Here is a 13,304-nt window from a genome sequence, read left to right as displayed (position 1 = left end):
CAATTACACCCCCAACCGATCGCGCAACGCAAACCATGTCATCGCCAGAACCAGCAGGGGGCTGCGCAGGGCGGGGCCTCCGGGGAAGGGCAGGGCAGGGACGCGCGCCATGGTGTCGAACCCTTCGGCTTGGCCTTGGATGGCCAGCGCCATCAACTGTCCCGCATGGGTTGCCGTGCCAACCCCATGGCCGGAATAGCCCGAGGCGGACAGGATATTGGGCGCAACCCGCGTCAGATACGGCATCCGCCGCATGGTGATCGCCAGTGTGCCGCCCCAGGCATAGTCGATCTTGACGTCGCGCAGGTGTGGGAAAATCTCTGTCATCGGTTTGCGGACTTTGGCGGCGATGTCCGCCGGGAAGCGATAGCCATAGCTTTCGCCGCCACCAAACAGCAGCCGGTTATCGGCGCTGAGGCGGAAGTAGTTCACCACGAATTTCGTATCGGCCACCGCCACGTCTCGGGTCAAAACACGGGCGGCATCGGTGCCTAGCGGTTCCGTGGCAGCAATGAAATTGTTGATCGGCATGACCCGCGCGGCGACCTTGCTGTTCAGGCCTCCCAGATATCCGTTACAGGCCAGAACGACGTGATCGGCCGTGACCTTGCCTTGCGCGGTGTGGACTATGGCGGGTGCGGTTTCCTCGACCCCCGTCACCTCGGTGCCCTCATAAATCCGCACGCCTGCCTTGGCCGCTACCTGCGCCAGACCCAAAGCGTAGTTAAGCGGATGTAGATGCGCGGCACCCATGTCCAGATAGCCTCCGCGATAGGCGGGCGAGGGGCACAGACCGTGGCCCGCGCCTTCGTCCAGAAGCTCCATCTGGTTATAGCCATAGCGGTCAGACAGATGCGCCGCGTGATCATGCAATTCCTGCTGTTCGCCAGCCGACAGGCCCAGAACGGCAACGCCCGGTTTCAGGTTGCAGTCGATCTGGTGCTTGGAGATCAGGGATTTGACCAACGCCTTCGCGTCCTCAGCCAGATCCCACAGCTTGGCTGCGTCGTCATCCCCGACAAGTCGTTCAAGGTCTTCCTGATCCATCCGCTGCGCGCTGCCCAACTGACCACCATTGCGGCCCGACGCGCCAAAGCCGACACGATGCGCCTCCAGCAGCACCACGCTGAACCCGGCCTCGGCCAGATGCAGTGCAGCGGACAGGCCGGTATAGCCGCCGCCCACGATGCAGACATCGGCCTTTTCATCGCCTGCCAGAACAGGAAAGCGGTCAATCGAATTGGCCGTGGCCGCGTACCAGCTGGCTGGATATTCAGCCTTGCGGTCGTTGGAATAAAGCAGGTTCATCGCAGTTCAGACATTCATCAGCAGATGCTCACGCTCCCACGGAGAGATGACTTGCAGGAACTCTTCATACTCGGCGCGTTTGACGATGCCATAGACGCGGGCAAACTCGGGGCCCAGAACCTCGTGCAGGGCGGTCGCTTCATCGAACAGGTCCAGCGCGTTGCCCATGACCTGTGGGATATCGCCTTCGCCTTCGTAAGCGTCGCCATAGAACTGACGGCGCGGGCGTTCCTGTTGGACCAGGCCCAGATAGCCGCAGGCCAGTGACAGCGCGATGCCCAGATAGGGGTTGCAGTCCATCCCGGCGATGCGGTTTTCGACCCGGCGCGCCTCAGGCCCCGACAGCGGCACGCGGATGCCGGTGGTGCGGTTGTCGCGTGCCCATTCCAGATTGATCGGCGCGGCGTGATCTTTCACATAGCGGCGATACGAGTTCACATAGGGCGCCATCACCGCCAGACCCGAGGGCAGATGGTTCTGCAACCCGGCGATGAAGTGATAAAACGCGTCCGTCTCGCCCCCTTGTGGACCCGAGAAAATGTTTTGCCCGGTCTCCATGTCGATGATCGAATGGTGGATATGCATGGCCGAGCCCGGCTCATCCACTATCGGTTTCGCCATGAAGGTGGCAAAGCAGTTGTGGCGCAGGGCGGCCTCGCGGATCAGGCGTTTGAAGTAAAAGACCTCATCGGCCAGCTTCACCGGATTGCCGTGGCGCAGGTTGATCTCCAACTGGCCTGCGCCGCCTTCCTGTGTGATACCGTCAATCTCGAACCCTTGGTGTTCGGCGAAATCATAGATGTCGTCGATCACCGGTCCGAATTCGTCCACGGCTGTCATCGAGTAGGCCTGCCGCGCTGCCGCTGGACGGCCCGAGCGGCCCATCATCGGCTTGATTTCCTGCGCGGGATCCACGTTGGGGGCAACCAGAAAGAACTCCATCTCGGGGGCGACGACGGGTTTCCAGCCCTTGTCGTGATACAGTTGCACCACGCGTTTCAGCACGTTGCGCGGACTGAACGGGATCGGGTTGTCATCGCGGTCATAGGCGTCATGGATCACCTGCAGCGTCCAGTCGCCCGTCCACGGTGCTGCGGATGCGGTCGTGAAGTCGGGCTTCAGGATCATGTCCCGTTCGATGAATCCATCTTCGCCTGCGGCCTCGCCCCAATCACCGGTGATGGTCTGGTAAAAGATGCTGTCTGGCAGGTGGAAATAGGATTGCTTGGCGAATTTCGAGGCAGGTACCGCTTTGCCACGCGCAATACCGGGCAGGTCCGAGATGATGCATTCGACCTCATCCAGTCGGTGGCCGTCGAAATAGCTGCGGGCTGCCTGCGGCAGTTGTTCGGTCCAATCGGCCATCAGGCCCTCACTTTCTTCAAAAACTCCGCCATGAATTGCCCGATCTTGGGGTTGTCGTCATTGGCGGGCAGGCGGTCAGTGGCCGCTTGCATCAATTCGTCGGGGATCACGCCTTTGCCGCGCGTCTGGATCAGGCCTTGGATAAAGGCGTCACCATATTCGGGGTGGGCCTGTACGGTCCAGATCGTGTCGCCATAGGCCACCATGGCGTTGCGACAGAAATCGTTGGTGCCGGTGACGCGCGCGCCGTCGGGCAGGGCGACCACCTGATCCTGATGCCACGCATTCAGCGTAACTGTCTGGCCATCAAGGTTATAGTCGGTGCGCCCGACGGCCCAGCCGCCCTGAAACTTCTCGACCTTGCCGCCCAGTGCCTGAGCGATAATCTGATGCCCGAAACACACCCCTATCAACGGCTGGCCACGGTCCCGGATGGCCCGGATCAGGTCTTCAAGCGGGGGTATCCAGGGATGGTCCTCATAGGCGCCATGGCGCGAGCCGGTGATGACCCAGCCCTCAGCCGCAGCCGTGCTGGCGGGAAACTCTCCATCAACGACGTTATAGGTTTCGAACGTGAACCCGTTCCCCCCAAGCAAGGCACGAAACATGCCGTCATAGGTGCCGAACTCACCGTACAGTTCGTCCGGGGGGTGGCCGGTTACAAGGATGCCGATTTTCATGAGTCACCAAATTTGATCAAATTCATTCTAACGAACCCAAAGGGGCCGGGCAAGGGGGGTCAGACGGCCTCGACGTAGCTTAGCCAGTGCTCTTCGGGGGGACGCTCGGCGAAGCGTCGGACTTCCTGCCGTTTGGTCATCGCCAGAAAGCGGATCAAATCAGCAGGGAAGATGCGCGCCACTTTGGGGTCGGATTCGAAGGTAGTGATCGCGGCCTCCCAATCGCCCGCCAGTTGGGGCATGCCACCGATTTCATAGGCGTTGCCGGTGATCGGGGCGGGCGGCTGAGCTGCGTCCTCGATCCCGTTCATCGCGGCACCCAGAACGGCGGCCAGCATCAGGTAGGGGTTGATGTCGCCACCGGCCACGCGATGTTCAATCCGGCGGGCGGCAGGGGCACCGCCGGGAATGCGCAGGGCAGCGGTGCGGTTCTCGTAAGCCCAACTTGCACCGGTGGGCGCGTGGGCACCGGGCACGAGCCGGGTGTAGGAATTGCCGTGCGGCGCAAAGATCAGCGTGCTACCGGGCATCGCCGCCAGACACCCTGCAACTGCGTGGCGCAGCGTGTCCGTCCCCTCGGGGCCGCCATTGTCAAAGACGTTCCGACCGGCCTGATCCACGACCGAGAAATGCACATGCATCCCGTTGCCCGCATCATCAGCATAGGGTTTGGACATGAACGTTGCGGTAAACCCGTGCTTGCGGGCAAGTCCGCGCGTCAATACCTTGAAAAGCAATGTATCGTCGGCGCAACGCATCGCATCCTGATGGTTCAGGTTAATTTCGAACTGGCCGATGCCGCTTTCGGAAATGGCGGTCTGGGCGGGGATGCCCATCGCGGCGCAGCCATTGTAAAGCTCGGTGAAAAAGGCATCGAACGCGTCCATCTCGGCCATGGACAGAACAGCCTCATCCACCAGCCTGCGCCCGGTAATGGGGTTCATCGGCGGTTGTGGCTGCGCGCCCGAGGAATCGAGCAGAGTGAATTCCAGCTCGGTCGCCGCGATTACCGACCAGCCGCGCTGGGTATAACGGTCCAGCACAGCGCCAAGCGCGTGGCGGGGGTCTCCGGCGAAGGGGGTGCCGTGGTCGTCGTACAGACACATGGGCACCAGTGCGGTGTCCACCTCAAGCCAAGGCATAGGGACCGCACCGCGATCGGTGGGTAGCAACACACCATCGGCATCACCGGATTCAAACACCAGCGGACTGCCGTCAATATCTGCGCCCCACAGATCCACATTCAGTGCCGAGAACGGCATCCGCACGGACCCTTTGTCCAGCTTGTCGGAATACGAGGGCGGCACGCGTTTGCCCCGCAACTGACCGTTCAGGTCGCAGGCTGCAACGCGAAAACTGTGCAAGGCGCTCAGGTCCATCGGGGGCTCCATCATTGTGGTTCTCCCGAGGTTTAGTCGACACGGCGCGCCTTGTCACGAAATTTGATCAAATTAAGCCCGCGCCGGGTTCAGGCGGCGCGGGGCAGGGGGTCAGGCGAAGCTGACACCGTTTTCAGCCATCGGATGCTCGGCCACCAGAACGCCTGACATCGCGTGGATCGCATTTGCCAGCGCCGGTGCGGACGGGGGCGTTCCGGGTTCGCCCACGCCAGTCGGCGCCTCGGCGGACGGCACGATATGCACGTCGATGGCGGCGATATCACTGATGCGCAGCGGCTCGTAATCCGGGAAGTTGGACTGATCGACCGCCCCGCTTGTCAGCGTGATCTGGTCGCGCATCACATGGCCGATGCCATAGCCTATGCCGCCTTCCATCTGCGCTTTGACCACGTCGGGGTTCACCGCGATGCCGCAATCCACGGCACAGGTGACCTTTTCGATCTTGATGCCGTTTTCCGGATCGCCCGAGATTTCAACGACTTCAGCCGCATAAGACCCAAAGGATTTATGCACCGCTATCCCCTGAGAGCGCCCCGTGGGTACGTTGCCCCAACCCGCCTTTTCGACCGCCAGTTTCAGAACGGCGGCCTTACGTTGTTGATCGGGGTTTGTGCTGTCGGAGAGGTGGGCCAGACGGAATTCAACCGGGTCACGACCTGCGGCTTCGGCCACTAGGTCCATCATGGTTTCCATCGCATAGGCTGTATGGGTATGACCCACCGAGCGCCACCACAAAACCGTTGTCGCCTTGGGTGTGTCGGTCAGGCCAACGGCCATTCCAGGAATGGCATATGGGCTGTCAGTCACACCTTCGACCGAGCTGTGATCGACGCCGTCATGCACCAGAACGGCCTCGAACGCGGTGCCTTTTATCACTGATTGCCCGGCGATCTGATGTTGCCAGCCAACGATATTACCGTCCGTATCCAGACCCACACGGACTTTATGGCCAAAGGCGGGGCGATAGTAACCGCTGCGAATGTCATCCTCCCGCGTCCAGACCAGTTTCACTGGGCGCGAGCGATCGGTGACCACAAAGGCCAGCGCGGCTTCGACCTGATAGTCCGCATCGGGCGTGGCGCGACGGCCAAAGGAACCACCAGCCAGCATGGTCTTGATGTGGATCTTCTCGGGTGGCAGTTGGAATATCTGCTGATAGGCCATATGCGGGCCCGTCGGCATCTGTGCGCCGTCGTGCAGGACGATGTCACCCTCAGCAGTTTGTTCGATGGTGCAGTTCAACGGCTCCATCGGTGCGTGGGCCAGCAGTGGGAAGTAGAAGGTCTTTTCGACCACCTTATCCGCGCCGTCGATGGCTGCCGAAACCGCTCCAATATCCGCCTTGTTCACGTTGTAGGTGGGTTCAGCATCCAGCGCGGCCATGATCTCGGACCTGATCTGATCCGAGTCGCGGGTCTCGGCCCCCGACATGTCCCAATCGACCGCAAGCGCGTCACGCGCCTGGATCGCGGCCCAGGTGTTTTCGGCATAGACCGCAACGCCCGCCTGATTGGGCAGAACAGCGGCACTGATATAGCCTTTGACCTCTTTTGATGCGCTGTCATCAAAGCCAAGTGCGATTCCGCCCTTGGATTCAGGACGCTTGATCATCGCGACCATTTGGTTCGGCAGATGCACATCCATCGCGTACATCGCTTGACCGTTGCCCTTGATAGCCGAGTCCTTGCGGCGCACGGCTGCGTTGCCGATCAGGCGGAACTCGGACGGGTCTTTCAGGCGTGGCTCGGCCGGCGCTTCTAGCTGAGCAGCGGCTGCCACGAACTCCGCAATCGGAGCGGACTTGTCACCGGCCTTGACGATGCCTTCTTCGATGGTAATGCCCGACGCATCCACGCCCCAGCTTTGGGCGGCGGCGTTGATCAGCATCTCGCGTGCGGCAGCGCCTGCCTGACGATATTGCAGCCAGGAATTCGCCATCGCGGTCGACCCGCCGGTGCCCTGGAAGGGACCGAACAGAAGGTTGTTATAGACATTCGGGTCCGACGGCGCGAATTCATATTCGATCTGATCCATGGTCAGGCCGATTTCCTCGGCGATCAGCGTCGGCAGGCCGGTGGCCGGGCCTTGACCCTTTTCAAAATGCTTCACGATGGCCGTCACTGTGCCATCAGCATCGATTTTCACGAAGGGGTTGAACTGAGCGGTCTCGGACGAGGCCGCCGCCAGCGCGCCATCGGGGCGGGCGCCGACCAGCAGCACGGCACCGGCAGCAGCGGCGCCTTTCAGAAACCCACGGCGAGAGGTGTTGATGGTCATAGATCAGGCCTCCAGAATCTCGGATGCGCGCTGGACGCCGGCGCGGATGCGTTGATAGGTGGCACAGCGACAGGCGTTGCCATACATGTATTCGTCAATTTCCTCGGCCGAGGGCTTGGGGTTTTCGGACAGCAACCCGACAGCCGACATCACTTGGCCAGACTGGCAATAGCCGCACTGAACCACGTCCAGTTCGACCCAGGCCTGCTGGACTGCGGCACCGATCTTGTCGTCGCCGACGGCCTCGATCGTCGTGATCTCAGCATCTTCGACATCTTCGATGTAAGTTTGGCACGAGCGCACGGGCTCGCCATTCAGATGCACGGTGCACGCACCGCAGGACGCGACGCCGCAGCCGAATTTGGTTCCGGTCAGCTTCAATTCATCCCGGATCACCCACAGAAGGGGCGTGCCGGGTTCGGCATCGACCGAGTGGGTCTGGCCGTTCAGTTTCAAGGTCAGTGACATGAGGGGGATACTCCATGTTGGGCTGGTTACCTGAATTGGTAAACTTGCGGGTTTACAATAGGTGACGCTCCCATCAGTGTAAACCCATGCGTTTACCTAGTGTTTGACCTTGCTCTGTCAATGGGCTTATAGCTTGCAGATATGAACGACATCAGCGCGCCGAATGCGGCCAAACACGCTCAGATCATCGAAGCTGCCGTCGCCGAGTTCCAGGAAAAGGGGTTCGCGGCGGCCAGTATGGACCGTGTGTCTGCTCGCGCCGAAGTGTCCAAGCGCACATTGTACAAGTATTTCGAAAGCAAAGAAAATTTGTTCCGGTCTATCGTGGTGGAGCTGTCGAACCGGTTCGCCGGTGTGCTGGATATCCGCTATGAAAAGGGCCGCGATATCCGCGAGCAACTGACTGAACTGGCTTGGGCCGAAGGGCGTATTCTGATGCTGCCCGAGGTGATGGCAATGTCGCGTATGGTGATCAGCGAAGTTTTGCGCAGTCCCGAACTTGCGGCGGCAGCGCAGGGCAAACTGGACAAGACCTCGGTGTTCATTCGGATGTTGCGGGACGCGTCAGAGGACGGCCAGTTGCAAATCGACGACCCCGACGCCGCCGGGCAGGAGTTCATCGGATTGATCAAGGCGCGGGCGTTCTGGCCGATGGTGTTCACCGGCAGTGTCCTGAGCGAGGCCGAAATGACCGACACGATCAACAGCAGCGTTGAGATGATCCTGAGCCGCTATGGCCAGTGATCCACAGCGCGGTTGCGGCGTGGCAATCCTGCGCGGGTGTTTCTACCTCTGCTTGCAGGTTTGCCGATGACGCGTGATGACGCATCTTTAACACTTGCGTGAGATTTTCGCGCAAAATCAAAGTAAGCTTTGCTTCTTTTCCGTTCTGAACGGAATACTGTGTCAAACGTTACTTTTTCGGAGCGTTCATGCGACTTAGCGTCGGCATCGCTGTCTCAATCCTGGTTGCCTTCTCGATCGGCGTCTCGACGTTTGTGGTCCATTCCTTGTGGTGGACGACGGCGCGCGATAACAGCCGCATGCTGGCTGCAGAAATCAACACGCAGATCGCCAATACCGTGCGTACCGAGGTGGGCGCGACGCTGGGCTCGGCCGAGGCCGCCTGGGCGGCGGTGCGTACGATCTTTGTGCAAAACGTTATTGAGACCCGTCAGGCCGATAAGCGCGAATTCGTGTTTCTGTCGCAATTGCAGGCACAGCCCAACATCTCGTGGATTTTCTTTGGCTGGCCGGACGGCAATTTCTTTGCCTCGCATCGTCTGGGTGATGGTGGGCTTGAGATGGTCGAAATTGACGACCAAATCCACGACCGCATGTTGCGTAAGGACCAGTATATTTTCATCCCCGGCGACATTCAGTTTGAGGCGCGCACCTTTTCGGAGACCACTTATGACCCCCGTGACCACGCGTGGTTTGGGAATTTCATGGGTCTGAACTCTCAGGGGTGGATCGAAGCACGTGATTTGCCGGGCAGCAACAAAACCGTTTACGCGTTTGCTGGACCTGTCGATGTGAACCGCAGACGCGAAGGTGTCTTGGCCGTCGCGATCGAAACGGACCGGCTTTCGCGCTTTCTGGCCACTTTGAACCCCGGTGAGTTCGGGGCGGCCTTTATTCTGGACGCGGATGGCAAGGTCATCGCTGTTCCTGATCAAGAAGCGGATGAGGTGACGCCTGCGCGGATGGGCGAAGGCGAACTTTACGAAGTTGCCATGATCTCGGGCGAACAGCTTTTAGGCGGCTCCAAGGCCAAAGCGGCGGGCAGCCAGAACCAGAGGGTGGTGATCGACGGGGTTCCCTACGCGGTCGCACTGACCCCGCTGGGGTTTTATGGATGGCGGGTGGCCACGGTGATACCGGAATCTGCGTTCTTGTCAGGGATCGACAAGACGCTGATCAACCTGCTGTATATTCTTATCGTCGTGGTGACTTTGGCCATCGGGTCGACGATCTGGCTGGCACGCAGCATTGTGGCCAAACCGCTGGCGCGCATCGCCGAAGACCTAAACAAAATCGAACGGTTTGACGTCGAAGAGATCTCGCGCAGGCCCTCGAAGCTGTCCGAACTGGCCAATCTGTCTGCTGCAACTGCGAGCATGGCGGCCGGTTTGTCGGCTTTTCGCAAATATGTCCCGACCGATCTAGTGCGCATGCTGGTTGCCGAGGGCATCAAATCGCAACCGGGCGGGGACATAAAACGGATCTCAGTCCTGTTTTGCGATGTGACCGGCTTCACTGGGCTGTCCGAAAAGCTGGGTCCGCGCATCGTACAATTGATGGAGCCGTTTTTCAGCGCGGCATCGACCGCGATTACTCGCCATGACGGCACCATCGACAAGTTCATGGGGGATGCGGTAATGGCGTTCTGGGGCGCTCCGCGTACCGATGCCGATCACGCCGAAAATGCTTGCCGCGCCGCGTTGGACCTGATCGCCGCTGTCGATGAGGCCGGTATCGTGGACGACGCTGGGCACCCCCTGCGTGTGCGCATCGGTTTGAACAGTGGTGAAGCTCTGGTGGGCAATATCGGTTCGGAACAGCGGCTCAACTATACGGCCATCGGTGATGTGGTGAATGTGGCCAGCCGGTTGGAAGGGGCGAACCGGTCTTTTGGTACTTTGATCCTGATCGGCCCGGAAACGCGGCGCGAGGCGGGCGATGCGATTGTCGTGCGGGAACTGGACACACTGACCCTCTTTGGGCGGGATCAGGAGCTGGTGGTTTATGAGCTGATCGGCATGAGAGATGGGTTCGACGCCCCTGACGACTGGATTTTGGCCTACGAACAAGGGCTGGCACATTACCGGGCCAAACGGTTCGAGCAGGCGATTGCAGCGTTTGAGGCGGCAGATCAACTGCGTGGCGGCGACCCCGCGTCGGTTGTCATGAAAACCCGCGCGCATGAGTTGCTGAGCGCCCCTTTGCCCAAGGGGTGGCGCGCTGTGACCCATACGGAAAAGTACTGACGCGCTTTTCGCCTGTTGACCGGCCTTGATCGAATGCGGCCGCGTTTCGTCGCCTGCTGCTGTTCGTTTCGAGCGTATGTGATAAAGGGTGCCGCACTCGAATCGGCAATTCGGCACCAAATGCTTTGTAAAGGTGCCTTTCTTGAGCGTGTAAGGCGAACCTGGTGACGAACGAAATACGAAATGCAGCGCGCCTGAGCGTGGCCCCCATGATGGATTGGACAGACCGCCATTGCCGGTATCTGCACCGTCTGCTGAGCGCCGAGACCCTGCTTTACACCGAGATGGTCACGGCCCCCGCTCTGGTACGCGGCGGGGCGCTGCATCTGTTGGACTATAGCCCGCAGGAACATCCCGTAGCGCTGCAACTGGGTGGGTCGGACCCCGCCGAACTGGCGAAAGCCGCGCGTCTGGGAGGCGAGGTCGGGTACGATGAGATCAATCTGAACTGCGGCTGCCCGTCGGACCGCGTGAAATCGGGCACATTCGGCGCGGTGCTGATGAAAGACCCGGCCCGCGTGGCCGAATGCGTGGCCGCGATGCGCGAGGCGGTCGATGTCGAGGTCACGGTCAAATGCCGGATCGGCGTTGATGATCAAGACCCGGAGCAGGTTCTGCCCGCCTTTCTTCAGGCCATACGCGCGGCAGGGTGCGAACGCGTCACCATTCATGCGCGCAAGGCGTGGCTGCAGGGGCTCAGCCCCAAGGAAAACCGCGATATCCCGCCGCTCGATTATGATTTGGTGCACCGGATGAAGACGCAGTTCAGCGATATGCATGTGTCGATCAATGGCGGCATCATCTCGCTGAATCAGGCGCAAGAGCATCTGGATCAGGGGCTGGATGGTGTCATGATCGGCCGAGCTGCCTATCACCAGCCCACCGATATTCTGGCAGAGGCGGACCCGCTGATCTACGGGACCGGGCGGGCCGCCGATGCGATCGATGTGGTCAAAAAAATAGTGCCATATGTCGAGCAGCACCTTGCCGCGGGGGGGCGTTTGCATCAGATCACCCGCCATATGCTGGGTCTGTTCGCTGGGCGTCCCGGCGCGCGTGCCTGGCGACGGGCCTTGTCCGAAGGGGCCGTGCAGGACGGGGCAGGGCCTGAGGTCATGTTGCAGGCGCTCGACCGCGTTGCGCCTTTGACTGACGCGTGAGAATTCAAAACGCGGCCTTTGGGTCGGGATGGGGGAAAGATGCCAGAGACGATGTTGCTGGTTCAGATGCTGGCACTTTTGCTTGTGATCGGAGCGTTCGCGGGCGTGTTGGCCGGATTGCTGGGTGTTGGCGGTGGGATCGTTCTGGTTCCGGCCTTTTTCTATGCGTTTCAAACGCTTGGTTATGGCGGTCCGCAACTGATGCAGCTGTGTCTTGCAACTTCGCTGGCCACAATCATTGTCACGTCAATCCGCTCGGTTCTGGCCCATAACAAGAAAGGTGCGGTGGATTGGTCGATCCTGCAAGGCTGGGGGCCGGGCATCGCGCTGGGCGCAATCCTCGGCGTGATGGTGGCGTCGGCCCTGCGAACCGAGGCATTGCAGGCGCTGTTCGGCGTACTTGGGATGGTAATAGGGGCCTATTTGGGGTTGGGCAAGTCGGAATGGCGGCTAGGTGACGCGATGCCCAAGGGCGTGCGGCGTGCGGTCCTATCTCCGGGCGTTGGGTTCCTGTCGGTCCTGATGGGCATCGGAGGGGGCAGTTTCGGCGTGCCGCTTATGAGCCTGTTCAACACGCCAATTCACCGTGCCGTCGCGACGGCTGCCGGGTTTGGTGTAATCATCGCCGTGCCGTCGGTCATCGGCTTTCTGTTTCTGGGCATCGCGCCCGAACACCGCCCGCCGCTGACCATCGGCGCGGTCAATCTGGTTGCTTTCGCCATCGTGGTCGCAATGACCATGATTACGGCGCCTTGGGGCGTAAAACTGGCCCATGCGATGGACCCGAAACCACTCAAAAGGGTCTTTGCGGTCTTTCTGACATTGGTCGCGCTGAACATGCTGCGCAAGGCGGTGGGGCTGTGATGGATTTCCACGAGAGGGGCTGGGTGAAGTTCCCCTATGATCCGGTTTTGGCTGATTGGGTGCGGCACGCTTTGCCACAGGCACGCGCCTCGGTGGCGGATCCGGCCCATGCACAATGGGTGGATTGCGAGGGCACTTGGTTCATCGGCGTAGATGCACTGGACAATGATGCGCAGGGACGGGTCGGGCAGTCGGATGTCCTGTCCGGGCAGGCCATGGGGTTTATTGTCGAACAGTACGGAACACTGCCCTTGCACAAAGGTCAGGTCTCGATCATCTATCCCGGCTACCCCAAACCGCGCCGGGGCGAGAATGAGGCGGCAGCGCGGTATCGACGCAATCGGGATGCGGCGCATGTGGATGGTCTGCGCCCGACGGGACCGGACCGCCGCCGCCGCGTGGATGAGCCGCACGCGTGGATATTGGGAATACCGCTGACCGATGCCAGTGCTGATGCCTCACCCATGGTTCTGTGGGAGGGCAGCCATAAAATCCTGCGCGCCGCTTTTGCAGAAGCACTGATGGATCACCCCCGCGACAGGCTGCACGAGGTGGATATCACCGACATCTACCAAACCGCCCGACGCGAGGTGTTCGACACCTGCCCGCGTATCGAACTGACCGCCAAACCTGGCGAGGCGTATTTGCTGCATCGCCATTGCCTGCACGGGGTCGCGCCGTGGCCGGATGGTGCAAATGCTGGGCCGGACGGTCGGATGATTGCCTATTTCCGCCCCGAATGCGCAGGGGGTGTGGCCGAGTGGATCGAATCTCCGTAACCTGCCGCCATTG

At 60.7% G+C, this 13,304-nt stretch carries 11 protein-coding genes; 5 read left to right on the top strand and 6 right to left on the bottom strand.

Annotated features, from left to right (window positions below):
• Positions 1–3: 3 nt before the first annotated feature.
• From GOV80_RS02175 to GOV80_RS02150, 6 genes are all read right to left on the bottom strand, one after another.
• Positions 4–1,308, bottom strand: coding sequence for an NAD(P)/FAD-dependent oxidoreductase (locus tag GOV80_RS02175; RefSeq protein ID WP_170782676.1), 1,305 nt, complete (start codon positions 1,306–1,308; stop codon positions 4–6).
• A gap of 6 nt (positions 1,309–1,314) precedes the next feature.
• Complete coding sequence (locus GOV80_RS02170; protein WP_170782675.1) at positions 1,315–2,673, bottom strand: glutamine synthetase family protein; 1,359 nt, start codon at positions 2,671–2,673, stop codon at positions 1,315–1,317.
• Complete coding sequence (locus GOV80_RS02165; protein WP_170782674.1) at positions 2,673–3,353, bottom strand: type 1 glutamine amidotransferase; 681 nt, start codon at positions 3,351–3,353, stop codon at positions 2,673–2,675. Before GOV80_RS02165 ends, GOV80_RS02170 begins: the two co-directional genes overlap by 1 nt.
• Positions 3,354–3,412: 59 nt before the next feature.
• Complete coding sequence (locus GOV80_RS02160; protein WP_170782988.1) at positions 3,413–4,732, bottom strand: glutamine synthetase family protein; 1,320 nt, start codon at positions 4,730–4,732, stop codon at positions 3,413–3,415.
• Positions 4,733–4,843: 111 nt separating this feature from the next.
• Positions 4,844–7,030 carry a xanthine dehydrogenase family protein molybdopterin-binding subunit gene (locus GOV80_RS02155; protein ID WP_170782673.1) on the bottom strand — a complete coding sequence of 729 codons (2,187 nt, stop codon included), beginning with the start codon at positions 7,028–7,030 and terminating at the stop codon, positions 4,844–4,846.
• 3 nt (positions 7,031–7,033) lie between these two features.
• Positions 7,034–7,498 carry a (2Fe-2S)-binding protein gene (locus tag GOV80_RS02150; protein WP_170770363.1) on the bottom strand — a complete coding sequence of 155 codons (465 nt, stop codon included), beginning with the start codon at positions 7,496–7,498 and terminating at the stop codon, positions 7,034–7,036.
• 141 nt (positions 7,499–7,639) lie between these two features.
• Here GOV80_RS02150 and GOV80_RS02145 point away from each other — a divergent pair, with 141 nt between their 5' ends.
• The 5 genes from GOV80_RS02145 (at position 7,640) to GOV80_RS02125 (ending at position 13,291) form a co-directional block, all read left to right on the top strand.
• Positions 7,640–8,242, top strand: a complete 603-nt coding sequence (locus tag GOV80_RS02145; protein WP_170770365.1) for a TetR/AcrR family transcriptional regulator — start codon at positions 7,640–7,642, stop codon at positions 8,240–8,242.
• A gap of 188 nt (positions 8,243–8,430) precedes the next feature.
• Positions 8,431–10,488, top strand: coding sequence for an adenylate/guanylate cyclase domain-containing protein (locus GOV80_RS02140; RefSeq protein WP_170782672.1), 2,058 nt, complete (start codon positions 8,431–8,433; stop codon positions 10,486–10,488).
• Positions 10,489–10,652: 164 nt separating this feature from the next.
• Complete coding sequence (gene dusA, locus GOV80_RS02135) at positions 10,653–11,648, top strand: tRNA dihydrouridine(20/20a) synthase DusA (protein ID WP_336510108.1); 996 nt, start codon at positions 10,653–10,655, stop codon at positions 11,646–11,648.
• Between the two features lie 39 nt (positions 11,649–11,687).
• On the top strand, positions 11,688–12,512 hold the full coding sequence (locus GOV80_RS02130; protein WP_170770369.1) for a sulfite exporter TauE/SafE family protein: 825 nt from the start codon (positions 11,688–11,690) through the stop codon (positions 12,510–12,512).
• Positions 12,512–13,291, top strand: a complete 780-nt coding sequence (locus GOV80_RS02125) for a phytanoyl-CoA dioxygenase family protein (protein WP_170782671.1) — start codon at positions 12,512–12,514, stop codon at positions 13,289–13,291. Before GOV80_RS02130 ends, GOV80_RS02125 begins: the two co-directional genes overlap by 1 nt.
• Positions 13,292–13,304 lie beyond the last annotated feature (13 nt).

The sequence above is a fragment of the Ruegeria lacuscaerulensis genome (genome assembly GCF_013034685.1).
Lineage (GTDB): Bacteria > Pseudomonadota > Alphaproteobacteria > Rhodobacterales > Rhodobacteraceae > Ruegeria > Ruegeria lacuscaerulensis_B.
The sequence above is the reverse complement of the archived record's forward strand: the minus strand, read 5'-3'. Positions and strand labels throughout refer to the sequence as shown.